This window comes from Marinibactrum halimedae, from assembly GCF_021234875.1.
Classification (GTDB): Bacteria; Pseudomonadota; Gammaproteobacteria; order Pseudomonadales; family Cellvibrionaceae; genus Marinibactrum; species Marinibactrum halimedae.
Map to the genome: position 1 here is coordinate 37,413 of NZ_JAJQVM010000003.1, position 25,652 is coordinate 63,064.

Here is a 25,652-nt window from a genome sequence, read left to right on the forward strand (position 1 = left end):
GTGTTTTTGATGAGTGCGCATTAAGGCTAGATGTGCTTTTGATGTGCTGTGAAAATTCTTTTCAGGTGTAAATAATAATGAATCAATCTATTTCTCGCCGGTCATTGCTAACGGTTTTGGGAGCGGTAGGAGGGGCTTCTGCGGTGTATGAGGCAGCGGGTGCTCTGGGAATGGTTACACCAGTTTTACCACCACAGTCATTGATGTTACAGCCGGCAAACCCCAATAAAAATACTGTTGCTATTTTAGGAGCGGGTATTTCGGGTTTAATGGTTGCCTACGAACTTGAGCGGGCAGGATACCAATGTGTGATTCTTGAAGCATCCCATCGAGCCGGTGGACGGAATCTTACACTCCGACATAATGATTTGGTTGATGAATTGGGGCACCGACGTCGTTGTCAATTTTCTCCTGATTCTAAAATGTATTTTAACGCAGGCCCTGCACGCATTCCGGGGCATCACCAACGTGTATTGCACTATTGTAAAGCGTTTCAAATTCCATTGCAGATAAGAGCAAACAGCAGTCGGCTTGCTTATGTGCACGATGAGGTATCGTCCAACTCAAAAAAAAGTAGGAAAGTCCGCATTGGGGAATACATTGCAGATGCTCGTGGGTTATTGTCTGAGCTTGCTTGGAAAAGTGCAGATCGTGTTTCATTGGATGAGCCTTTCACTGAAGAAGAGCTGGAGAGTTTGTCTGGTTTTATTCGGATGTACGGAGATCTGACCGAAAAAGGGAATTACCAAGGCAGCGATCGTGCGGGCTCTACCAAAGACAGAATGTTATTCCACAGTGCCCCCAAGGCACCATTGTCGACTCAAGACTTATTATCGAGTCATTTCTGGCATTACCAATTGCATGCAACAGAAATTTACGATTGGGGTGCGCCTTTAATGGAAATTGTTGGCGGTATGGATGGCCTTGTAAAGGCTTTTATGAAACGCATTCACTCACCAATCATTTTAAACGCAATGGTGCAAGACATTAGGCTGAGAGAGAATGGAACGGACATTGTTTATCAAGACCAAAATAAACAGTCCACTTTGAAAGTAGATTATTGTTTTAACAGTATTCCGGCTCATTTAATTACAGGGCTTAGAAATAATTTTCCTCGTGATTATCGACAAGCGTTAGGAACCCTAAAAAGAGGGCATTTATTTAAAATTGGCTTGGAGATGAAAGAGCGATTCTGGGAGCGTGAAGGTATTTACGGTGGTATCACCTATACCAGTTCAGATGTCGGACAGCTTTGGTATCCTTCTCACGATATCCACAGTCAGAAAGGCGTGATGTTAGGGGCTTATGTCTGGGGTGAAGAGAAGTGCGCTAAGTTTGAACGTCTGTCACCTCAAGCACGGCTTCAGAGAGCCAAAGAATGCGGTAATGCGATCCATGATAATTATGCTCAGTACATTGAGGCGGGTGAAAGTGTCCCATGGGCTCGAATGAACCATATGATGGGGTGCGGTTCACAAATGTCCCCTGAAGACCGAAAGCGTTACTTCGACCGTATACAGCAGCCAGAGGGGCATCACTTTTTAATTGGTGATCAAGTGAGTTATCACTCTGGCTGGCAAGAAGGCGCAATGGCTTCAGCGGAACATGCGTTGTTGTCATTCGATCGTCAATTTGGCCGACGTGAACATAGCTAACGCTTAGCGTCCTACTTTCTGTGTATGTGTAATGTCGCCACTTAAAAGAGAGTTTAATAGAGAGCCCAATATGAATGGTCGACGCATTCTTGCAAATTGTTTGATTGTAGTAGTTAGCACGTTACTGTCTTTTTCAGTTGCAGCGTTGGATAGAGACTTGTTGGTTTGTTCCGTTTGTCATGGCGCTGACTTACAGGGGAATAAGAATACAGAAGCCCCTAATATTGCCGTATTACCCTCATGGTATATTCGGCAACAGTTACATTCTTATCAGCGTGAGTGGCGAGGCGCGAAAGTTAAGGATAAAAGTGGACAGGAAATGCGTACGATCGCCTTGTCCTTAACGGATGAGCATATCCAGAATATCGTAGAAAAAATTGCACACTTGAATGATGCAATGAATAAAAAAACACTCTATGAAAAAACAATTCACAAAGAGATTTCCCATAAAGAAACCTCCCATAAAGAAGCCATCGATGAAGAAGTGAAATCACTGGCTACGAATATAAAATCCTTTAATGAGATGCCTACTGATTTACTTTCACAAGGTAAGAAGTTGTATCAACAGTGCAGTGCTTGTCATGGAAGTGATGGACTGGGGCGGGAGGTTGTTAAAGCACCTCCGTTGGTGCATCAGCCAATGTGGTACTTAAAAAAGCAGCTCAATAATTACCAAGCAGGCATTCGTGGGTATCATGAGCAGGATAGTTCGGGGCAACAAATGACAAGTATTGCCCAAGGGATTCGTAGTCAGGATGACATTGATGCAGTAGTGACTTTTATTAAAACACTATAAACAATTGTAATGATAAATGAAGAATAGGAGTGCTTGATGAGAATCGTATCATTGGTGAGTGCAGGTTTATTGGTCACTGGTTCAGCTTGGGCCGAAGTGACTCGCCATGCCTTGCCCAATAATAATCCCTTTCCCATTGCTCGTGCGGTAGAAGTCACTGCGGAAACGGCCTTGATTTATCACAGTGGCCAGATACCTGGTCCGAAAAACCCTAAAGCCCCAAAAGGCAGTGCAGAATATTACGGTGATACCGAAGCGCAGACGTTAAGTGTTTTAAAAAAACTTGAGTCATCACTTAAAGATTTAGGGGTAGGGTTTGAAGATGTGATAAAAATGACCGTCTTCCTTGTAGGAGATCCTGCAAAAGGAGGCAAAATGGACTTTAGTGGTTTTATGAAAGCCTATACACAATACTTTGGTACAGAGTCACAACCGAATAAACCGGCACGATCGGCAGTTCAAATTGCAGGGCTTGCCGGTGGGCCAAATATGCTGGTAGAAATCGAAATGGTAATTGCGAAGCCGGAAAAGGATAAGCAGTAGGCGGAAGTGCAATCATTGTAAGAGGCGACATTGTTTTCAATGTTGTTATAGATGTTGTTATAGATGTGTATCTAATCGATCTTGATTTAATAGAAAAAGCCGTCTTAATGAAAGGCGGCTTTTTTAGTGCCCCGTTTTTATTATTTTAGTTGGGGTACACTAATGTAGGTGTTTGGCATGTTTTATTGCCAAACACCTACACCGATTTCTGCTGTAAATCCTGGCCCAAACGCGGCGTACATGCCTTTAGAGCCATCTGTTGGTGGGGCATCAAATTGTCTTTGTAATACATCGAATACCACTGCACTGGCGACGTTGCCTAATTGTGACAGACTCTCTCGTGAAAGATTTACCTTTTCAGGCGCTAACTCTAAGTGCTTAACCAATTCATCGAGAATCTTACGTCCACCAGTATGAAAAATGACAAAATCATTGTCTGCAACCGGAGCATTAAATTCACGACGATTCAGCATTTCCATTATCGGTGCAACGTATTGAATAGAATTCATCACAGCCTTGTCTAAGGTAAAGTGAAAGCCACTGTCTTTAACATCATACGAAATGTATTCTTCACTGTCTTGCATAAAATAGGTGGTTTGATTTTGCAAGCGTAGGCCTTTTGCTAAGTCATCACCTCGAACTACTGCAGATGTAACCGCATCGCCAAATAATGCCCCTGAAATAAATGAGTGTAATTCAACGTTGTCGGGTTGAAAGCACAAAGACGAAAACTCTAATGCCACTATTAGTACGTTTGCCTTGGGGTTAGCTTGGCAGAAATTAAATGCTCTATTAATGGCTGAAGCACCTGCTACGCACCCTAGTTGTGCAATGGGTAATTGAACGGTGTCGGATTTTAATTTTAAGGAGTTTATTAGATGGGCAGTTAATGATGGCATCATAAATCCGGTACAGGATGTGACGACGACCATATCAATATCATTATTTGTTAAGCCTGCATTTTCAATAGCTTGTTGGGCAGCCTCTGTAGATAAACGCCTTCCTTCTCTTTCATAAATACGAGAGCGATGGGTTAATCCCGTATGAATAGTAAGTTCTTCTATTGGCATAATTAAATGTCGGTTATCCACTTGTGTATTCCTAATCATCTTAAAAGCAAGATCACGCTTCGGATGAAAAGGATGCAGTTTGTCTAACTCTGAAATCATCTGTTCTTGTGAAATAGTATGCTGTGGAAGGACTACGCTTGGGCGGCAAACAGTTGCCATAATGTTATCTCCTGAGGGTGAGTTCAATGGATGTTTTTTTTATACCGACTAAAAATATATTTTCTATAAATGAAAAGTCACAGAACTCTCACGATGCTTAATTGAATAAAATTTTATTTCAGTAATTCTTTTAAGAAACAACTTTAGGGTTAAAGTTGTTCATTTTGATTGCGGTTTGATCTTTTTTTGAAGTAAAAAAATAAAATACTAAAAAAATATAATTTAATTTGTAAATGGTCTTTATTTTAAAAATTAATTGCTTTAGAGAGGATTGGCTGTATTTTGATTTATTGCTGTTTTGGATGTCTGTGGATGCTCGTATGAAGATCAAAAGTTTTGCTTTTCATACGAGTGACGAGTGGGGTAGGTAAAAAAGAGTAAAGTTGTAGGGTGATAAAAAAGCTAATGCTTTATTTGATGAATAATTGGTAAAAGAGACGCGTCTTGGTGAAAGTCTTTTGGGCGTGCCTTATGTTAAAGGCCGTTTATTGATGACGGTGTTTGGTGTGTTGATGAAATGCTATTAATATCGGTGCTTTCAATAAGAGTATTATCCGATATGGTTTCTTATTGGCATGGCTGTAACAGCAGGCTTTGTTGGCATCATATCGTTGATATAAATTTGACTTCAGCCTGCCGTACAACAGTGTGTATTAACGAGGGGTTGCGAACACACTGGTCCAGTATTGGGAGTAGGTACTGGATGAACTGCGTACTAATGATCCGCCGTATTCAGTAAAGCTTGGGTTCATAATATTGCGGCAGTGGCCAGAACTGTTTAACCAAGAATTCATGACAGAATCAACGCTGCGCTGACCGGCTGCGATATTTTCACCGCCTGTTCTGTAACGATACCCGGTATCCCCTATTCGGTCAGTGAAGCTAGAGCCGTCGGTGCCTGTGTGGCTAAAGTGGTTATTGTTCGCCATGTCTGTACTATGACGTTCCGCCGCCTCACCAAGTTGACAACTAAAAGTCAGAGGTGGTGCAGGTGCATAGCTCGTTCCGCCACAGTTGTAACCTTGTGAACGAACTTCATTATGGGCTTCTAATAATGCTCTTTGGAATTCATCCATACAGCCGTTATCGTCGCTTGGGGGGGGATCTTGGGGTGGTTCACCGTCTCCTGGATTGCCATCACCCGGGTCACCATCGCCTGGGTTTTGAGTGGGGTCCATCAGCCTGACATTTCTGAACGTGCCGTTGTTATTCGGGTTTGCGCTGTCGTCATCATTGACCAGTACTAACTGCATACCACTACCGGTATAAAATTGTCCAACAGGAATGCGGAAAGTTTGAAATTCGCCATTTTGAGCGGTGTAGGTGGCTTGGTTATCAATGCCCCAGCTCTGGGTACCATGAAGATGAAAAATTTTATTGCGGCTAATACGGTTGTCGTCGTCAAAGCCAATTCCGTGAATTTCACCTTGAGAGGTGGAAGAAAATTCAAATTCTAAAACGGTGTTTTCGGTAATGGTATAACCACCAGGTGTGGCAACCCAGCGATTGCCTTCGAGAGTTAATGCGCCGTCGGATTGGAGAGTGATTTCTCCAATACCAGTATCTTGGTTAGAAAAAGGCAGGGTATTTGAAAGGTCTATGTCTTCAGCCAATGCTGTGGCTGAAACTGACGTTAATAGTGCAATAGAGAGTGCGCTGGCAAGTGGTAATTTACGTAAGTACATGGAGTTGATCACCTTTGATCTTAGTAAAAATGATTATTCAGTCTGAGTCTACTGACATTCAATCCCGCCCAAATTCAGTATTGGTCAACTAAGCGTTAGTCAATCAAGCGTTAGTCAATCAAGCGTTAGTCAATCAAGCGTTCGTCAATTGAGAGGTCAGTCCTTTTTATTGATTTATATTCATTTCCCTGTGACTTTTTTAACAACCTTTCCTGCCGGCCTATTACCTGACCTTGTCAATATTCTCAGCTCATTTCTTGACTTAACCATACCGAGAAAGTTTTTTCTTTTCCTTAGAATCCCGGCGTATTTTCCCGTTTTGGGGGCTTGGTCTCATACCACGGTTGATGGGCATTGGATTGTGGTTAAGGAATAATCGAGAGTTTAAAAAGTGGTAATGGATCTTCTGTTTTTTATGACAAAACTTGAGCCTCTTAAGGCAGGAACGCCGTGTTTTGGATGCTGTTCAACACCTTATTTCAGTCTCACTTTGGCGTGATTTATTTCATGATGTTTTTATTTCGCTGATTGCACGAAAAACTCTTACTGAATTCGTTAAATATCTTTCTTCTGAAGGGATTTTCGATAAGATAACTGGTCTACATTGTTTTTGTGATGCTGTTCGCTTTTGCGTCCAAAAAAGGACTTTGGCGCCAACAGATTTCTGAGTTCTCTCCATCGAGCAATAGGACCATAAAACATAGGACCATAAAACATAGGACTATCAAACATAGGATTATCAAGCACATGACCATTTTCCATTTTGATAAGAAACCAGTATGTCGTAGTTTTCGTTGGGGAAAACTTCGTTATGCCATAAAAACTTTTTTATCTCTTCGTGGATTAAAGCCTAGCGACTTTAAAATGAGTGGGTTAAGAGTCCATTGCTTGAGCCAGGGTTGGTTGAAAAATACCGTCATAAGTATGGGATTTGTGGCTGTGACTGGTACATTGGTGGCTGATGATGTGGTGAATTTAACCGATCCTGCTTTGATGAAGGGCTTTGATGTAGAGGGATTTTTTGATGAGTATTGGAGTCCTGAGGCCCTGAATTCATGGGAGTGTAAACATCTTTACTTTTTATCCCCATTCACACTGCCCCGTTGTATGCAGTCCCAAACGGTGAAGCAACATTTATCGTCGTTGGAAAAAATTGCCCTGGCCAATGACGTAAATCGGGCAGCTGGTCTTAAAGGGTACGAGGCATCTGTAGCGTATATTGAAGAAGCATTAGTGACCATGGGTTATGACGTGGTGCTCGATGAATTTACATTCAATGCTTTTTATGAATTAGAAGATGGCGTACTGAAATCTCTATCACCGGATGAAAAAACGTATGATTGGGATATTGATGTTACCTATATGTCGCAAAGTGAAGCGGGGACGGTTTCGGGTGCTGTGGTCGCGATTGATTTGGCTTTAGGTGAGGGGAACAGCTCTACCAGCGGTTGTGAAATAGAAGATTTTGCAGCTTTTCCGTCAAGCGCTATTGCGCTGATACAACGCGGTACATGCAGTTTTGCACAAAAAGCACAAAATGCAGTTGCAGCAGGGGCTGTGGGTGTCATCATTTTTAATCAAGGTAATACAGAGGATCGTACCGGCTTAATTAACGGTACGCTTGGGGTTGAGTATTCAGGGCAGGTTCCTGTTTTTTTCACCACATACAATAATGGTGTAGTTTGGTCTGAAACGCCTAGTTTAACGATGACAATGGTTTCCAATGTACTCCGTGAAGAGCGCATTGTTCAAAATGTGATAGCGGAGACCAAATCTGGGAGTGCCAGTAATGTCATTATGGTCGGTGCCCATTTGGATTCCGTATTTGCAGGCCCTGGTATTAACGATAATGGTACTGGAACAGCTGCGCTATTGGAGTTGGCGAATCTCGTCAGTAAAGCGTATGTAAAAAATAAAATTCGCTTTGCATGGTGGGGAGCTGAAGAAGCTGGATTGGTGGGCTCTACGGATTATGTGCAACGCTTAGATGAAGGCTCTCTTAAAAATATTAAGGCGTACCTTAATTTTGACATGATTGCATCACCAAATTATAAGTTTGGTATTTATGATGGTGATGGCTCTGATTTTGATCTCGTAGGTCCTCCGGGTTCGGATAGCATAGAGAAGTTATTTGAAAGTTATTTTGGTTTGAGAGGGTTGTCCTACGAGGGAAGTCAGATCAACTTCCGTTCGGATTATGCCGAATTTTTTCGCAGAGGAACTGCAATAGGCGGCTTGTTCACTGGGGCTGAAGCTGAAAAAACAGAAGAACAGGCTGAAAAGTATGGCGGTGAATCGGGCATCCCGTTGGACAGTTGTTATCACCAATTTTGTGATGCTTTGACCAATGTGAATGAGAGAGCGCTAGAAGTGAACAGTGATGCTATTGCTTACGTGGTGTCTAAGCTGGCCAACTCCACAAAATTGATTGATGAAGAAAGAGAGGCGGGTTCAGAAACATCAGCACAAGCAGACCCTTTAAGTGCGAATTACGATATTCAATATTGGGGAAAGCACCTTATAAAATAAATGGTTAAATCTATTTTTTGATAAGTTGTTTTTTGACAACTTGTTCTTTGATAAATAGTTGTCTCGTCGTGTGCTAGGTCTTCCACTTTGGTGTGATAAATCCTTTAATATGAGATTCAATAACTTCGTGTGCTTGCTTAAATCGGAGTGCCTTTTTTTCAATAAATTTCCAAGACAAGATTGCCATACCCAGTGTACCGATGAAGGAATAGATAATCATTTCTGATACAGAAATGTTAGGTTGTAGTGCAATGGTTATTTGCTGTATTGGAAATGCATAAATATAAATGCCATAGGAATAGTCTCCGAAGTGATTAAATTTCCTGATGATGCCTGCTGGAACGTAGGCAATGAAAAAAAGTAGGTAAGGCAGTGTAATGCAATAGGCAATATAAAAGCATTCTTTATGAATGAGGGAAACAGACAGTAAGCTAAGTAGTACTAATGCAATAGGTGAAGATAGATGCAGGTTTTTTTTCCAGAGATAACAGGCCGCACCGATAAAAAAGAATGAAAACAACCGAATAGACTGGCCTTGGTAGAATTGCAGAAAGTGGTTGGCAATATTTAAAATCGTGGCTGTTATTGCAATAAGCAATAGGGTCCATGGTAAAGAGAGTCTTAAAGAGAACTTGGAAAACACATATTTGCTCAGGTGTAAAATAGAGCTAATGGTCAACACTAACAATATGTACATTTTGAGCTCATAGGGGAGTGTCCACAGTGAGCCATTAATAGAGTCAGCATAGGGTAAATGCTCAAAGGTGCCTGGTACGTAGAATTCAATGCCAAATAGAAGAATTGAATTTTTGATGAGGTATTTGTAGGTCTGTTTGTGTTGTAAGTACTCTGCACTGGTGAGTTCAGTGAAATATAAGCCAACACCAAATACAGTTATAAAAACCGCGATCAGTAGCGCGGGGTAAATGCGCAAAAATCTGGCCCAAGCAAACGCAAGTGTACTTTTTCGTGCTAAATAGCTTCCACAGATTAAAAAACCACTGGATATGAAAAAAATATCAACGGCAATACTTCCCCAGGTTAGGCCTAGGCTGAGCTTCATTGGCTCCGCTTCTGGCGAGCCAAAAGTAAGCGCAAAACTATGACTAAACAACACTAAAGAGGCAGCAATAAATCGAATTAAATTGAAATTGTTATCTCTATTGGTGGCGTATTCGGATAATGATTTTGTGTTGTCTTTTTTCAGAAATAGCTTAAGTGTCATGATTTTCTCAACTTCTGAAGGCTAAGACTCTATTGATCCCTCAACTTCTGAAGGTTAAGACTCTATTGATCCTGTTACAGTAATTGTTCCCGTTACAGCAATCTTGATTGCAGTTGCTCTCGGTGCTGTTCTTCTGACTGATATTTCAATCACTATAAACCATCATTGCTAATGGTTTCTGTGAGTAATTTCTAAAATTGATGGATTCAATTTTGAGGTGTCTCGTTTGCTGAGGGTGCGCATAAATTGATCGGCACTCTTGTGATTATAGCCATGAATAACGATGACAGAGAACTAAATCACTATATGCTTGAAGAAACTCGTATTCGTGAAATACAACAAGTTGAACCGAACGAAAGACTTGATGTTGTGATAAGAGTATTTGGCCTGAAATAAAAAGAGACTGCCAATATTGTGAATGGCGATAAATTTATTAATTTTTTAAAACCTTTTATAGTGAATGCAGAAAATCCATTTTTTATTAATGGTTATTGTTGTTGAGTCAAATTAATTTTTATTGAAAGTACTTTCGCTGGCGTATTGTTTTGCAATGATGAATAAGCGTGTCGATGTCATCTGTTGTTATTTCTTGTTACAGACATAACGTTGTTTTTCGTTTAAATATAGTAGTTGATGACCTCTGTGGTGAAGTTGTCTATGAAACTTTCTTGAAGTTTGATGAATTTGGAATCAAGTGAGAGGGTTTTATTTGGCTTTTGGTTTTTTATAAAACTAAATTTAAATAAAAGGAAAATAGGATTTTGTGATGAAAATAAAGAATCCATTGAGCAGTTGTGTGGGTGTGTTGTTGGTGCCATTGTTGAGTTTTTCATCCATCGTTAGTGCGGATGAAAACCGTATAGGAAAAGATTTTTTTAATATTGGTACGGTGTATGGTCGTATTTACAACGATGTGAATGCGAATGGCCGTTCAAGTTTTGGTGAGAGTGGCATAGAAGGTGTTGTTGTATTTGCGGATATTAACGACAACGGCCTTCGTGATGAAGGAGAGCCTTTTGATGAGACAGGCCCTTTTGGCTTTTATCGCTTACCAAAACTCAGCGCCGGCGATTATCGTATTCGACAAGAAGTTCCTTTTGGGTGGCGTAATACAGCCGGCGGTGAGGGACGTTCAGTAGGGTCGGTGGTGGTTTCTCTGCCAGAAAACGACATTATTGTGCCGCAAATTATAGGAGGGGATGAAGTCACGCCTAATGAGTATCCCTTTATGGTTGCGGTAGGGTTTGAATCTGAAGGGCAGTTTTTTCAATTCTGTGGTGGTGTTTTAGTGTCTGATCAATGGGTGGCAACGGCGGCGCATTGTTCGACAAACACAGACCCGAGTACCGTTAATGTCTTGGTTGGAACGAATAACATACTCGATGGCAGTGGTGAGGTATTGGGTGTGGATGAGGTGATTTTACATCCAGAATACATACTCTCACCGTCTGAGCCGGGTATGCCTTTTGGTGTCAGCGGCGGCTATGACATTGCACTGTGGAAATTATCTCAACCGATTAATCTGGAAGAAAGTGATTTACAAACGGTTGCCATGATTTCTCAGGAGGATAAAGCGCTGACGGATGACGGTGTGTTGGCGACAGCCGTTGGCTGGGGAGTATCCGATTTAGAAAGCCAGTTATTACAAGATGTTCATCTTCCTATTTTCGATACCCAAGTGTGTCAAGATGTTTATTTTGATTCTATTAATTTTGATACACAAATATGCGGTGGTGTACCCCAAGGGGGAATTGATGCCTGCCAAGGTGACAGTGGTGGTCCACTGCTGGTACGCGATTTTGATCAAGATGTTTGGAAATTAGCTGGTGTTACAAGTTATGGTAATGGTTGTGCGTTACCGGGTAACCCAGGTGTATGGGCTCGTGTTTCTGAATTGTCTGATTGGGTGAAACAAGTCGCTGTCAGTGAATCCCGTGTGTACGATATCACCTTGAAGCCTTGGAATATTGTGCGAGCAGATTTTGGTAACCAGGCTGCTCGTTATGAGCCGAGTCAATCTATTGAAGATCGCTGGCAGTTAGTGGATGCCACTTTTGACAGCTCTTCCGGTGACTCATTGTCGGTGAGCTGGAATATTCTGGATGAGTCGTATTTGCCTCGTGTATTCGATTGCTTTGTGGATGGCGATGGAGCTGGCACATTACTACCCGAAGAATTTGTAGAATGCTTTGAAGGCGGTAATTCTATTTCACTACCACCATTGGGCGATGGTGTTTTCGTATCCACACTTTATGCGTCATTGGGTGATGCACAATTTGAGCGTAAAAATGGTGTAATTAGTGGAACGCCTGTTGAGTCACTGGTAAGCGGTTCGTTAACGGTAGAAGATATTATTGACCCCGATTATTTGGCGCCATATTTTTTAGATTATTATGATGTCGACGGGTTGAGTGGTGAAAAAGCCTTTGCAATTCGTGTTACCGCAGATACGTTGGATGATTTATTTATTGCACTTTATGATCGTGATGTGCGTGAGGTAAATGGGCGTGGCGGTGTGCTTAATACCACGTTTACGTTTGGTCAAGGGTCGGTAGCAGAAATGATTGTCGAAACCCAGCCGGGAGTCAATTACGTTGTGGGTGTCTCAACTTTCAGTGCAGAAGCTGTCGGTGATTACACCATAAGCATCTTGAATGAGGGTGAGCCTGTGGCGACAACCTTGAATACCCCTGAGCGTCCAGCTATTAATCGACGTGGTTTAAGAAAAGACCCAATAGTAAAATCCGTTGTACCTTATCCTTTAGCACCATAGTGGTGGATAAAGTCAAAGTGGTGTTTTTTTAATTTTAAGCAGTGAAAAAGCGTACGGAATGTACGCTTTTTTTGCATAAAATAAAGCCATTGAATGTGTGCGGTTTATGGAATGGAAAACAATGTGTGGGTGATGTTTTTTTAAATATATTTTTTACATTCGTCATTTTGTTCTTGATAATTTGGACGCTTTTACCATGGGGATTTGGCCTCTCAAATTTTAAGCGATGTCACAGTAAAGTACTTGGCATGATCGGTACTGGTTGTTGGTTATTACTATTGGTGTCGCACGGCCTAGCGGTGTATTTCGTATGGAACACCGTAATGTCGGTATTCTTAATTTTCTTCATGCTGTTTTCTTTTCACATCTTCTTTGCGCTTTTATTTGCTAAAAATGTGGGTACGAATTAGTTGTTCTCGGCACTGTTCTGGTGCGGAATAGTTTGATTTGCACACTTATCGTCTTGATTGAAATAATCATATTTTTATTCTTAATGTAAAGAAATGAAAACGATTACAGTCTATTGACTTTTCGTTTCTTTCAGATCACGCCATTTGTGGCGCGATTTTGGAAAAATTTGAAACTGAAGTGGTTCTCTTAATTTCTAAAAGTTATTAATTGGCAGCTTTATTGCTAAATCGGTTTTACGTTTTCCATATGAAGTAAAGCTAATTAAATTAAATATTGATATTGCATTAATTTATATTGTATTGGGGTGTAAGCATGTCTATGGGTACAAAACAAACCGTCCAAGTCAATTCGTTTCAGAGGAACGGAAAATCATCTGCCGGCGGTAAATTATCCGCATTGGTGGTGGCGATAGCAGCCGGTCATTCGGTATTTGCGCAAGCGGCAGTGACTCAGGTAGCACCAGAGAAGTTGGATTCCCTAACGTCGATATCAGTGCCTGGCGGGTTAATGGAAGTCTCAGGGGAAAACTTATCAAAATTGAAAGGCGCGTTTGTTGAAAGTGGCAAACAGCATGTCATGGTGAAATTCCCCTCGGCCACCGCGTCGGATTTATCTTCCAGTGATCGTGCTAAAGCGTTTTCTCAACAAGCGGATGCGGTACAAGAAAAATTTATTGCAGACATTAAAGCCTTAGCGCCCAGTGCTCAGGTATTGGGGAAAACCCGGTTGGCAGCCAACGCAGTGTATTTGGATGTGGATGTGAAAGAGCTGCCCGCCATTGCCGATCGTGTTGATATTGAATACGTTGTGGCCGTTGCAGATTACCAACCGCTAACGAATCAAACCCAATTGGACGAAACCGTTTCTCATGTGGGTGGTGCGATATTGCAAGCGACGGGCTTTACCGGTAAAGGGGTTGAAATTGCGGTGATCGATTCCGGTATTGATTACACCCATGCTGCCTTTGGTGGTCCAGGTACTTTGGAGGCGTATACCTTTGCCAATGAAGATCCGGTCAATACTGATGGTGTTTTCCCAACAGAGAAAGTCATCGGGGGATATGACTTTATTGGTGAGTGGCCTGATGAACCGCTTTCTGAAGATGGTGACCCTCTCGATACCGGAGGTCATGGAACGCATGTGGCGGATATTGCTGCAGGTCTAAAAGGCATGGCACCAGATGCTAAATTACATGCACTGAAAGTCTGCCGTCGTTTTTGTTCGGGCGTAGGCATTATGCGATCCATTGAGTATTCGATGGATCCAAATGGCGATGGTGACCCAAGTGATGCTGTGGACATCATTAACTTATCTTTGGGGGCAGATTACGGTTTGGCTTTCGACGATGATGCGTCTGCGGCCATTGATCGGGCCACTGAGCTGGGAATTTTAAGTGTGGCAGCGGCGGGTAATGATGCGGATAAACCGTTTATTCTTGCCACACCATCGGCGGCCAAAACCGCGTTATCGGTTGCTTGGACGACCTCACCTGGCGCCTTTAAAAGCCAATTAACCGTTGAGAATGGTGACGGTACTTCGACGAATTACGATGCGATATTAATGGGCTTTTCGCCGGAGCCTGAAGCGGCTATCGCGACGGATATGGCGGTCAGTTACGGTGATGGAAATGGCAGTGCACTGAACGGCTGTGATACCGACACCGGTGAAAATCCGTTTGTACCTGATTCGCTTACTGGCAAAGTTGTCATGGTTGATCGTGGTGCGTGTACGTTTGTGGAGAAAGTGGAAAACATTCAAGAGGCAGGTGGTGTATTAGCCATTGTGGCGCAAAATAGAGATGAAGCCCCCTTCTCTGGAGGCGGTAGCTCAAACGCCACGATTCCTTCGGTTATGATTGCTCAATCGACAGGGGATTTGCTGCGTGATAATGCCACACTTGCGTATCTCGACCCTGCCAATCGGGTGTCTTTGGCGGAACGAATGGAAGTTGCCTCTTCTCGTGGTCCAGACTCTTCTTACAGCAGCATTAAACCTGAAATTGGCGCACCGGGTCGTTCGGTTTCTGCGGTTGCCGGTGCCGGTGAAGGGGTAAGCCCATTCAGTGGTACCTCTGGCGCCACACCGGTTGTAGCCGGTGCTGCTGCGCAAATATTAGAGAAGTTCCCACACTGGGGGCCTGCTCAAGTGAAAAGTGCTCTTGTGAGTACGGGCGAGCGTGATATTTACGTGGAAGAAGGCGAATTAGCCCCGATTACCCGTATTGGTGGTGGCGAGTTACGGGTGGATCAAGCCATTAATACGCCTCTTGCCATATACGATGTAAGTTCTCATTTCGCGTCTGAAACGAGCACCTTACCGTTTGGTTTTGTGGAGGTGACTGAGAAAACCACCTTACAAAAAACACTGAGTATTAAAAATATTACTGATAACGAAACATTAATGCTGACGTTTGAGCCGGAGTTTCGTTATGAAAGTGATGCGCTTGCGGGTGCCGTCAGTATTGACGTGATGAACCAAATTGAATTGGGGTATGGGGCAGAAACGTCGATTACGGTTAGTCTCACTATCGACCCAAGTAAATTACCGAACAGCACCTTAAACTCGGGCGCCGGAGCTCAAGACTCAGAAGCGTTGGGTGCTTTGGAATTTGATGGTTACTTGTTAATTAAACTGAATGGTGATCGTGAAGTTGCCGTACCTTGGCATGTTATTGCTAGAAAAGCATCGGAGGCAGAGACAAATACCACTGTTTTAAATGACGAGTTTGAAACCATTGTTGAGATTTCTAACCAAGGTTCAGGCTTTGCAGCATTGAAGCCCTTTAACCTTTATGCACTGGGTGAAGATTTACCCGAAGGTTTACGTGGTGAAGATAAGCCGATTCGCGATTTACGTGCGTTAGGTTCTCGTGCTTACCCATCAGAACAGTGTGCCGATTCTTTCAAATGGGAAATTGGCTTAAACAGTTGGGAGCCGGTACAAGTGTCTTACCATGCTCAATATGAAATTTTGGTTGACTTGGATAATGATGGTACCGATGACTTCATGGTAACCAATCTCGACTTTAATGACTTTGTTGGCGAAGATGGTAATGATGGTCGCAATGTCGTAGCAGTACAGAACTTAGAGACGAATACTTTGCGAGCCAATTTCTTTACCCAACATGCTGCAAACTCACGCACGACGGTATTGGAGTTTTGTGGCGAATTAATGGGATTATCAGAGTTTCCTGAATCGCCAATCACCCTCACACCCCGTGTGAATAATGGTGGGAGCGTTCAGGGTGCGCAATTGCCCAGTGTCAGTGTGTGGCCGGGTAATGAGCGTTACCACTTTATTACGGAAGACGGCGTAATCATTGAGCAAGGCGGGGTAGCCAGTGTAACCGTACATGATATGAAAACCGAAGACGGTGCAATTGGCGCGTTTATTCAAACCAATCGACAAGTTTCATTAGCCAACGGTGCTATTGGGTACCCGGGGGCCAAGTCAGATAATGAAGTGTTGCTGGTTACCGCTCCGGGTGTGAGCACCCCTATTTCTCAAGATTGTGGAGATATGGGTGTGGCTTATACCTCGGACAATAGTTTTACTGTTTACTTGAAAGACCAAGGGTGGCCGACAGATACCGGGTACAAATACCTTTGTGCCAATGGTGGATGTTACCAAGGTGAATTGCAAAACGGTTTCTACCAGAAAACGTTTAATGGTTCGTTGGGGCAAGAAGTGTCACTGGAATTTAAAGTTAAACTGGCTAATGGCGGTGAATTCCGTGCAACAGATTCAGAAGTCTTTAGTAAAGACTCCTGTTTGCTGCCGAAGTAAACCCTGTGTATGACGATTCAGTAGCGTGAATCGTTCATAAAATAAAAAGCCGCTTTCACTGTTGTGAAAGCGGCTTTAATTTTTAACGTGTACTATTTAAGTTAAGAGAGCATTCAAATATTGTATTGTTCGCCTTTCCACTCTGTGCGAAGTACTGAGTAGCGTACGTGATTAACAATGTACAGCGTGCACTCTACAGAAGTGTTTTAGATTAGGCTCTTCGAAGTCGGGAAGGCAAACCATTCACTGACAGTCTGTTATTTCTTACCAACGGGAAGTAAGGGTAGACCAAGCTCTTTGAGAAACTTATTATGCTTAGCCGTTGATTCTGCAATATTTTTTTCTATATCGACGAGGGAAGCATTAACCGCTGCCAAATCAATTTTCTCTTCCGGTTTAGCGGTACTCACGTAGCGAGAAATATTGAGGTTATAGTCGTTATTCTCGATTTCATCAAAAGCTACCCGTCGTGCATAGCGCTCTTCTTCAGAGCGGTATTGATAGGTATCAAAATTTTTTTAATGTCGTTTGGCCCACAGGGTTTTTCCGAGTTGGTTAAGTTGTTCTTGGGTCATAATTTGTTACTCTGTACCTTTCTATTCGGTCTACTTTCTTATTTGGTCTACTGTACTTATTCAGTCTACTGTACTTATTCAGTCTACTTATGAGGCTTGGTGAGATGCTCTGTTGTTTTGGTCAGTTCTTCTAAGTGTTCAGCCGCTTCGGTGCCTTCATTTGTTCTCTGATGCAGGCGGTGTTGATTAAACTTGTCATACTCACCTTCTGCCAGTTGTTTAGCCATGTCATGAGAAATTTTGCCTGCATGGCTCAGAATATCCCGGTCGTTCAGTGTTAAAAAGCCGTCCAGTTTTTGCACCCAATCTGTCATTTTCATCGGAATACGACGCATTGCCTGACCTTCAGCGAAGACTAAATACTGTTCAACCAGATTATTCAGCGCTTGTAGCTCGTCCTGATTCAGGTAATTTTTGGCATTGACCACATCCTGTTTACGTACCTTAGCCCCACGCCAACTTGTTAATCCCATATTGGCTTGGCTGCTGTCGGCGCGGTCATGAATGATTTCTGCGGCGGTTTTACCGGTAATGGCCCAATGGACTTTATTTTGAACCGTTTTGAAGAAGGTAATACTGGTGTCTAAGGTGGGGTCGTAATCCACGCTCGTGGCATAAATATCCGTTATTTTTTGATAAAACCGCTTCTCGCTGGTGCGAATGTCTTGAATTCGGCGGGTCAGCTCTTCAAAGTAATCGAAGGGCTGGTCTGGGTTCTTTAAACGCTCGTCATCCAATACGAAGCCTTTAACAATATACTCTCTTAACTGTTGCGTCGCCCACTGCCTGAACCGGGTGGCCGTATGACTTTGTACCCGGTAGCCAACAGAGATAATGGCATCCAGATTGTAGTGTTTCAGCTTACGTTTAACCTGCCTATTCCCTTCTTTGCGAACGACTAAGAAATCCTTAGTGGTTGAGATTTGATCAAGTTCGCCTTCGTTGTAGATATTTTTAAGGTGCATAAGCACATTTTCAGGTGTGGTTGAAAAGAGGTTAGCCATCAGCGCTTGCGTTAACCAAACCGTTTCATCCATAAAACGCACATCCAGCTTGATTCGGCCATCTTCGCTTTGGTAAATGATAAATTGGGAGGGGTTTGAATCTGTCATTGATAAGCCTCTTTAGGCTGATGGGGCTCGCGAGTCAATAAGGCCGTCATAAACATCAAACAATCTTCCGTGTAGGCATTAAAATATAAGGTATCGCGTTCGGAGTTTTGTTTGCCGTACTCTTTAAACTCCATCGAAAGCCGGGTTTTTCCTGTGCCGTTATAGGCAAAAAACAACACCATGTCTTTATTGTTTAAATCATCGCGGAAGTGTTGGGCAATTTTGTAAAGGCTTTCGAATTTGTCGATTTTGCTCATACACTTGCCTTAGCGTCGATTTCGAGAAAGAGTTGTTGCATTAGGCCTTTTTCATAACCTATCCTACTGTTTCCAAGCCCCTTGGAAATCATTCACTACAGCTCTTATTTTTTTGATTTTCTATCCATTGGAGAACATCTTCCCTTTTGAACCGCCAACCCCCGCCCACTTTGAAACCGGGTAATTTACCTTCAGCAGCTAATCGATACGCTGTTTTTTCCGCCAACTTGAGGTAGTCGGCAACCTCTTTTAAGGTCAGAATTTCATCAGCCATATTTTACCCCTTATGAGATAATTGGGATAATATGAGAAAATTGAGGAATCAACAAGAAGTAAGAAAGAGTAACTTATGGTTTTTCTATGGATATCTATTGAGCAGATGTTAGGTGAGCGCGCAACGCAGGCAGACACCTCTCCGCCCCGTTTTATGAGATATAAAATTGAGAAGATCACCCAAATAAAATGATGAAGAGCCTATTCGTCAATCAATGGCAGCCGTTTAACATAGCATGACACTATTGCCATGCTATAAAAAATCTAAAATTTGTAGAAGCGTGTTTTTCAAAAAATTAATGCAGCGAATGTAAGCCGAAGACATTTCCTTCCGTATCAACAGCAATGGTAATAAAACCGTATTGGCCGATGGATGTTTTGGGGCTTTGAATTTGCCCGCCTGCCGATTCAATTCTGGATTCTTCTGTTGCACAGTCTTCGCACGAGAAATATACCAGCGTGCTGTTTCCGCCGGCAGACACACTGTCCATTTTTACCAGAGCACCGGGTGCTCCATATTTTTCTTCATTAGATGGAAATGCCAGCATTTCGATTCCAGTGCCGTCCGAATCAGATTTGTTAGGATCTTCTAACTTTTCAAGCTCAGTCGCAAATACGGATTCATAGAATGTTTTCGCACGATTCATATCATCCACATATATTTCAAACCAGCCGACAGGATTGTGGGTCATACTATTCTCCTTTTTAAAACGTTAAATTTTGAAGAGGATAAACCACACAGTGATACAGCTGGGGGAGCTGTTAACTGAGTGGTTGTGACGCTTATTCATAGAGACTTTGGATAATGCTATGGTGCTTTATAGGTGTTGTTAAATAGGGCTAGGTTTAAAACTCCATTTCAGGAACCACATCAGGAACGACAATTTCCCCTTCGGTTTTTGCGACAATTTCATCAACCGAAACACCGGGAGCACGCTCTTTTAGCCAGAAGCTTCCCTCTGCAATTTCCACATACGCTAAATCGGTGAGGACTTTTTTAATGCAGCCTGCACCGGTTAAGGGCAGTGAACATTGTGTTAATAATTTTGACTCGCCATGTTTACTGGCGTGTGTCATGGTGACCACGATATTATTGGCGCCAGCGACAAGGTCCATGGCGCCGCCCATGCCTTTTACCAGTTTTCCTGGAATCATCCAAGATGCGATATTGCCCGAAACATCTACCTCAAAAGCACCGAGTACGGTTAAATCAACATGTCCGCCTCGGATCATCGCGAAAGATTCTGCGGAAGAAAAAATGGAAGCCCCTTTAATGGCAGTTACTGTTTCTTTTCCTGCATTGATCATATCGGCATCCAATTCTTCATTGGTGGGATAGGGACCCATGCCCAACAAACCATTTTCCGATTGCAGCATCACCTCCATTCCCTCAGGAATGTAATTGGCCACTAAGGTTGGAATACCAATGCCTAGATTGACATAAAAGCCATCTTGTAGCTCGCGTGCAACACGTTGCGCCATTTGTTCACGTGATAAAGCCATCCGTTATTGCTCCTATGCTGTACATTTAATCGATTGTTCATCTAACCGATTGTTCATCTAACCGATTGTTCATTTAACTGACTGTTTATTTAATTAATTAACCGATAGGCCGTCTAAGCAGAGCGCACGGTGCGCTTTTCAATGCGTTTTTCAAAACTACCCTGAATCAGACGATTCACGTAAATTCCCGGAGTGTGAATGTGAGCGGGGTCGAGTTCGCCGGGTTCGACGATCTCTTCTACTTCAACAATCGTAATTTTTCCGGCGGTGGCAGCCATTGGATTGAAGTTTTGAGCCGTGTGGCGATAAATCACGTTGCCATATCGGTCGGCTTTCCACCCTTTAACAATGGCAAAGTCCCCAGTAATGGATTCTTCCAGGATGTAGGGACGGCCATCGAATTCTCGTACTTCTTTTCCTTCGCCGACTGGGGTGCCGTATCCTGTTGCAGTGTAAAATGCGGGAATGCCCGCACCGCCGGCACGCATTTTTTCGGCCAGTGTGCCTTGTGGTGTCAGTTCAACTTCTAACTCGCCGCTGAGAAATTGTTGTTCAAATAAGGCGTTTTCCCCAACATAAGAGGAAATCATTTTTTTGATTTGGCGATCTTCCAGCAGTAGCCCAAGCCCAAAATCATCAACGCCACAGTTGTTAGAGACAAACGTTAGTCCCTTCACACCCATGGATTTTATTTCGGCAATGATGCCTTCTGGAATTCCACATAAGCCAAACCCCCCTGCGATGATGGTCATGTCATCGGTTAGGCCTGCTAACGCTTCAGCGTAGCTTTTAACGACTTTATCAAAGCCGGCCATGCATGCCTCCTAATTAATGTATTTGGTGTTAGTTGTATAAAGGTTAATTTGTACTGACAAAGTGTAGATGGTTGCATTGCCATCAATAAAGTTGGTGCCATTACTGTTTGCATATTTCATGATTTTCAGAGAATCTCATTCAAAATGCAGTTGTTTTTTCATGACTTCGCGATCTGTCTAGGCCGAACATTCGGGTAGGCAGATCGCGGAAATGCATGGTGAGCCAAATTGATAAAGCCAGTAACAATAGAGTTAAGCATACTCGTGTTTGCTAAGTAGTAGGCTTTGAATGTCGTTTATAATTATTTTTTGGCGCCATTGTTTTCAAAAATAAAAAAGTGATTTATGTTACTCACAACAAATGCTACTAACTGATCAATCTTACTAACCTTTGTGTTCTAAATATCAGTATTTTTTTTACACAATCTCCAATAACGGTATATAGTAATAATCATGCACATAGTGTGCATTTGCCAGACGTTAGGATGTAAATCGACTATTTTCGGTCGAGTTAATCCAGGCTGAACCTTTGCACGTAGGCACATGTGCAATCAAATAAAACTAATTTCTGGCGGAATTAATCATAGTTCCGATGACTTAACTCTTTGGTAATGTCTAATTGTTGATTGAGGCGCCTAAGGGTGAATCATTGTTTTACGATTATTTTAAGAGTGTTGTATCAGAATGACGTATTTGTCGTGATTCACTCTTTTTTAAAAGTGTGTTGATAATTATGACGATTAGGTGATTGTGCTGATCATACTCGTTCCAACTCGGTTTTTGGCTGCAAATGCTTTACAACCAATACCGTTGCAAACTTTTTGCTGATTGTTTAGCAACATTTCTGCAACAACTTCAAGATCGGTCCGATGTGTTATCAATACCATAACGCAGTGGGCAAGAAAAGTTGGGTTGAAAACATTTGTTCACTTTAACAGCTGCGGAGTGAGTCTTCTTAATCTCACTTCAGAGGACTAATTGCGATAAGCTAACAGGAGTTTCGCTGTGAATGTTACTATCAAACAAATTAATGCATTTGTTGTTGTTGCTCAAAGTCAAAGTTTTGCTGAGGCTTGCAACCGTGTTCATCTCTCTCAGCCCGCCCTTAGTATTACCATTAAAAATCTTGAAGAAGCGCTGGGTGGAGCTTTATTAGTACGTACAACACGAACATTGGCATTGACGCCAGAGGGGCAGGCCTTTCTTCCTGTGGCAAAACGTTTATTGTTGGATTGGAATCAGGCATTAACCGATATTGGCAGCCTGTTTTCTATGAAGCGAGGTAAGCTTTCTATTGCTGCAATGTCTTCCTATGCGGCGAGTCTATTGCCAAGGGTCGTGGTTAATTATCAAGATCAACACCCCGATATTAATCTTTGCATCCATGATGTGATTGCAGAAGATGTGGTGGAGCTGGTTCGTGGAGGGCGTGTTGAAATGGGTGTGTGTTTTGACCCAGGCCCCTGTGATGACTTGGTTTTTGAAGAGCTTTTCACCGATGCATTTATGGCCGTATTTCCCAAAGGTCATAAGTTTGACTCTATGAAAGAGATCACTTGGTCTCAGTTAATGGATGAACACTTTATTGCTTTGCAAAAGCCGTCCAGTACACGTCTTTATATTGAAAAGATATTGGCCGAGTACGATATCTCTTTCGCTGCTCAAACAGAAGCCAACCAGTTGTCGACCATTGGGCGTATGGTTTCTGCAGGGGTGGGAGTAAGCGTTGTGCCTCAATTATGCGAAGCTCAAATGCGAGATATGAATTGTGCTTGCCGGACTTTAAAATCGCCACAAGTTGCACTTCCTGTGGGCTTATTGCATCGTCGTCGCTATTCTTTATCTGCGGCGGCTGAAGCGATGCGTCAATCAATTGTGCAAGAACACTTGGAGGCGAAGCCGGCAATGATTAATCGAGTAATGGCTGAAGAGTGTACGCCGTGCTTGCAATAAGGGGCTGCAGAGTAGCCAGTAGCTTTGTGTTTTCAGGCTTTGTGTGTTCGGGTTTTGTACTTTAGGGTTAACCTTTATCAAGGTGTTTATTCACAAGGATGTATTGATCTTATTTTAGATAATAATTGTTCTTAACAGCTTGTCGTCATTATTTAAATTTGAACAAGATCAGCCTCTGAGGGAGGCGATCGATTTAAGGTGTTCATCGACTAAATAGGAAGTTGAGTTGTAAATTTTACCTGCTTGAGTGCAAAAGTCGAATTAATGGAAGAAACGTTCGGCAAATGCACCAATGTGGTTTTCAGTAATTTTTCATAGTGATCTACGCTATTGACGACAATTCTTAGCATGTAGTCTTTATCGCCACTGGTGGAATAACATTCCACTACCTCCTCTACTTTTAACACGGCGGTTTCGAAGTCATTGAGCGCGCTTTCTTCGTGGCTCTTGATGGTGACATAGGCATGTACCGAAACGCCGAGATTCAGTTTCTCACTGTCGAGCAGAGTCACTCGTCCTTTGATAATCCCTTCTGACTCCAGACGTTTGATTCGGCGCCAGCACGGAGTATGAGACAGTCCCACCTTCTCACCCAACTCGGCCATTGAGTAGTCGGCATTTTCCTGAAGTGCTCGGAGTATCTTACGGTCAAAATCATCGAGTTCAGAAGATAAAGACATGCGTAGTTTTCCATTTCGCAGAATATTCCTACTAATGATAGAAGGTGGTGCGGAAGATGTTCAACTTTGATGAGTAATTCTTTATAACTCTTGCTCATGGTTTTCCGGTGGCGTCCGGCTATAATGCTTTGCCTTTTATGTGGCTCTGCGTTCTGACTCGTGCAAAGGTTTTCGCTGACAGAAGGGGAAACAAGAGAGAATGCAAAGCTTATTTTAAGTGCAAATAATCGTTGTAAATTCAACAAAATAAAGAGAAAGGTTACGTTGAGCGCGGGGGGAGCGGTATTCACCGAGCCTGGTTTGATGACGGGCTTGGAGGGGTGATGCGCTTAACAATGCTTGATATTTATCCTGATTTGGAGATGTTATGTTTAACCAGCTTGACACCTTAGCGGCTGATCCAATTCTGGGGCTCATGGCAGCCTACCAGCAAGACACACATCCTCAAAAGTTAGATTTGGGGATTGGTGTTTATAAGAATGAAGAAGGGCTGACACCCGTACTTGAATCTGTTAGTGAAGGGCAGAATCGTCACATCGCGTTAGAAAACACAAAGTCGTATTTGAACCCGGCCGGTTATCCCGGTTTTAATGAAGCCATGCAAACCCTCATTTTTGGTGAAGCACACCCAGCTTTAATGTCACATCGTGTGGCCACGGTGCAAACGCCAGGGGGGTGTGGCGCGTTGCGTGTGGCGGCTGAGTTAATCAAGCGAGCGATGGCGGATGTGACCATTTGGGTTAGCGACCCCACTTGGGCAAATCATATTCCTTTGTTAGGGGATGCCGGATTGTCCATCAAAACTTATCCCTACTATGACCCAAAGAATAAAGGCGTCCGATTTGAGGACATGTTAGAGGTATTGGCCCAATTAGGCACGGACGATATTGTTTTGTTGCACGGTTGTTGTCATAACCCTTGTGGTGCGGATTTATCCAAAGAGCAATGGCAAACGCTGGCAGGCTTGGCTTTAGAGAGGGGGTTTGTACCGTTTATTGATATGGCCTACCAAGGCTTCGGTGATGGGCTTGAAGACGATGCTTATGGCTTGCGCTTGCTGTCTGAACAGCTTCCAGAAGTGATTGTTGCCACCAGTTGTTCCAAAAACTTTGGCTTGTACCGTGAGCGTACGGGGTGTATTTCTTTTGTCTGTGAATCGGAAAAAGCCATGAAAGCCACAAAATCTCAGCTTCTTAGTGTGGCTCGTGGTATTTATTCTATGCCTCCCGCCCATGGCGCAGCAATTGTTGAAGCGATTTTGAATCATTCAACTTTGCGTGAACAGTGGATACAAGAAGTCGATGGCATGAGAAAGCGTATGCAAGGGTTGCGTTCAGCGTTTTCGAAAGGCATGGCAATAAGAGGCCATGATAATTTCAGTTTCATTGAAAATGAAAAAGGGATGTTTTCGTTTCTTGGTTTAACACCGCAGCAAGTTGAAGCCTTAAGAGTGCGCTACAGTATTTATATGATTAACTCAAGTCGGGTAAATATTGCGGGCATCAGTTCAGTAAACATTGATTATCTTTGTGACAGTGTCAGTGAAGTGCTGGAGTGAGTTGATGCATATGAATTTGTAATCATGTTCTTGAAAGAGTCTTTCTGTAGGCTCTTTCTTTCAACCTTCTCTTTACCTCCTTTCTTTTTCCTCTGATATACACCTTCCTCTTTTGATGTTCCTTCTGTGGTGTCTTGCTGCGGGTTGCATTTTATGTGTTGAGTGGTTGAAATTAAGAATTATTTTTTTTGTTATAAAAAAATAATTTTTTTATTCCTGATTTTTAATTTTTCAAAATGTGATCAATTCCGGTTTTGGCTTTTTTTTGTGTATTGTTTTTTCTGATACATTGTT

The 25,652-nt window shown here is 42.6% G+C and carries 18 protein-coding genes and 1 pseudogene; 8 read left to right on the forward strand and 11 right to left on the reverse strand.

The features are described from left to right. Positions 1-77: 77 nt before the first annotated feature. From LU351_RS02545 to LU351_RS02555, 3 genes are all read left to right on the forward strand, one after another. Positions 78-1,655, forward strand: coding sequence for a flavin monoamine oxidase family protein (locus LU351_RS02545; RefSeq protein WP_232592433.1), 1,578 nt, complete (start codon positions 78-80; stop codon positions 1,653-1,655). A gap of 70 nt (positions 1,656-1,725) precedes the next feature. Further along, positions 1,726-2,451, forward strand: a complete 726-nt coding sequence (locus LU351_RS02550) for a c-type cytochrome (protein ID WP_232592434.1) — start codon at positions 1,726-1,728, stop codon at positions 2,449-2,451. Positions 2,452-2,487: 36 nt separating this feature from the next. Next, the gene (locus tag LU351_RS02555; RefSeq protein ID WP_232592435.1) at positions 2,488-2,994 is read left to right on the forward strand and encodes a RidA family protein; all 507 of its coding nucleotides are present in this window, start codon (positions 2,488-2,490) and stop codon (positions 2,992-2,994) included. 182 nt (positions 2,995-3,176) lie between these two features. On the opposite strand, the gene LU351_RS02560 is transcribed toward LU351_RS02555, so the two are convergent. Both LU351_RS02560 and LU351_RS02565 read right to left on the reverse strand, forming a co-directional pair. Then, positions 3,177-4,223 carry a type III polyketide synthase gene (locus LU351_RS02560; protein WP_232592436.1) on the reverse strand — a complete coding sequence of 349 codons (1,047 nt, stop codon included), beginning with the start codon at positions 4,221-4,223 and terminating at the stop codon, positions 3,177-3,179. Positions 4,224-4,876: 653 nt separating this feature from the next. Further along, complete coding sequence (locus LU351_RS02565; protein WP_232592437.1) at positions 4,877-5,908, reverse strand: CAP domain-containing protein; 1,032 nt, start codon at positions 5,906-5,908, stop codon at positions 4,877-4,879. 747 nt (positions 5,909-6,655) lie between these two features. Between LU351_RS02565 and LU351_RS02570 the strand changes: the two genes are divergently transcribed. After that, positions 6,656-8,437 (forward strand): M28 family metallopeptidase, encoded by a 1,782-nt coding sequence (locus tag LU351_RS02570; protein ID WP_269783237.1) that lies wholly within the window; start codon positions 6,656-6,658, stop codon positions 8,435-8,437. A 73-nt stretch (positions 8,438-8,510) separates the two neighbouring features. Here the strand turns inward: LU351_RS02570 and LU351_RS02575 are convergent, their stop codons facing one another. After that, complete coding sequence (locus tag LU351_RS02575) at positions 8,511-9,662, reverse strand: acyltransferase family protein (RefSeq protein WP_232592438.1); 1,152 nt, start codon at positions 9,660-9,662, stop codon at positions 8,511-8,513. 766 nt (positions 9,663-10,428) lie between these two features. On the opposite strand from LU351_RS02575, the gene LU351_RS02580 reads away from it, so the two are divergent. Together LU351_RS02580 and LU351_RS02585 are read left to right on the forward strand one after the other, a co-directional pair. Then, positions 10,429-12,435, forward strand: coding sequence for a trypsin-like serine protease (locus LU351_RS02580; RefSeq protein ID WP_232592439.1), 2,007 nt, complete (start codon positions 10,429-10,431; stop codon positions 12,433-12,435). 723 nt (positions 12,436-13,158) lie between these two features. Continuing rightward, entirely contained in the window at positions 13,159-16,632 is a 3,474-nt protein-coding gene (locus LU351_RS02585) for a S8 family serine peptidase (RefSeq protein WP_232592440.1), read from the forward strand. A 257-nt stretch (positions 16,633-16,889) separates the two neighbouring features. Here the strand turns inward: LU351_RS02585 and LU351_RS20625 are convergent. The 7 genes and pseudogenes from LU351_RS20625 to LU351_RS02615 all read right to left on the reverse strand — a co-directional run. Then, positions 16,890-17,132 (reverse strand): annotated as a pseudogene (locus LU351_RS20625) (N-6 DNA methylase); the annotation flags it as partial. 158 nt (positions 17,133-17,290) lie between these two features. Then, positions 17,291-18,319, reverse strand: coding sequence for a virulence RhuM family protein (locus LU351_RS02590; protein ID WP_232592441.1), 1,029 nt, complete (start codon positions 18,317-18,319; stop codon positions 17,291-17,293). Next, complete coding sequence (locus tag LU351_RS02595) at positions 18,316-18,576, reverse strand: hypothetical protein (RefSeq protein WP_232592442.1); 261 nt, start codon at positions 18,574-18,576, stop codon at positions 18,316-18,318. Before LU351_RS02595 ends, LU351_RS02590 begins: the two co-directional genes overlap by 4 nt. A gap of 88 nt (positions 18,577-18,664) precedes the next feature. Then, positions 18,665-18,850: a methylation-associated defense system helix-turn-helix domain-containing protein MAD1 gene (gene mads1, locus LU351_RS02600; RefSeq protein ID WP_232592443.1), complete on the reverse strand. Its 186-nt coding sequence runs from the start codon at positions 18,848-18,850 to the stop codon at positions 18,665-18,667. Positions 18,851-19,145: 295 nt separating this feature from the next. Continuing rightward, entirely contained in the window at positions 19,146-19,541 is a 396-nt protein-coding gene (locus LU351_RS02605) for a VOC family protein (protein ID WP_232592444.1), read from the reverse strand. Between the two features lie 154 nt (positions 19,542-19,695). Further along, positions 19,696-20,352 (reverse strand): CoA transferase subunit B, encoded by a 657-nt coding sequence (locus tag LU351_RS02610; RefSeq protein WP_232592445.1) that lies wholly within the window; start codon positions 20,350-20,352, stop codon positions 19,696-19,698. A gap of 113 nt (positions 20,353-20,465) precedes the next feature. Then, positions 20,466-21,167 carry a CoA transferase subunit A gene (locus tag LU351_RS02615; protein ID WP_232592446.1) on the reverse strand — a complete coding sequence of 234 codons (702 nt, stop codon included), beginning with the start codon at positions 21,165-21,167 and terminating at the stop codon, positions 20,466-20,468. 1,005 nt (positions 21,168-22,172) lie between these two features. Between LU351_RS02615 and LU351_RS02620 the strand changes: the two genes are divergently transcribed. Next, positions 22,173-23,120, forward strand: a complete 948-nt coding sequence (locus LU351_RS02620) for a LysR family transcriptional regulator (RefSeq protein WP_232592447.1) — start codon at positions 22,173-22,175, stop codon at positions 23,118-23,120. 209 nt (positions 23,121-23,329) lie between these two features. On the opposite strand, the gene LU351_RS02625 is transcribed toward LU351_RS02620, so the two are convergent. Then, positions 23,330-23,800, reverse strand: a complete 471-nt coding sequence (locus tag LU351_RS02625) for an Lrp/AsnC family transcriptional regulator (RefSeq protein WP_232592448.1) — start codon at positions 23,798-23,800, stop codon at positions 23,330-23,332. Between the two features lie 367 nt (positions 23,801-24,167). On the opposite strand from LU351_RS02625, the gene LU351_RS02630 reads away from it, so the two are divergent. Continuing rightward, positions 24,168-25,358, forward strand: a complete 1,191-nt coding sequence (locus LU351_RS02630) for an amino acid aminotransferase (protein WP_232592449.1) — start codon at positions 24,168-24,170, stop codon at positions 25,356-25,358. Positions 25,359-25,652: the final 294 nt, after the last annotated feature.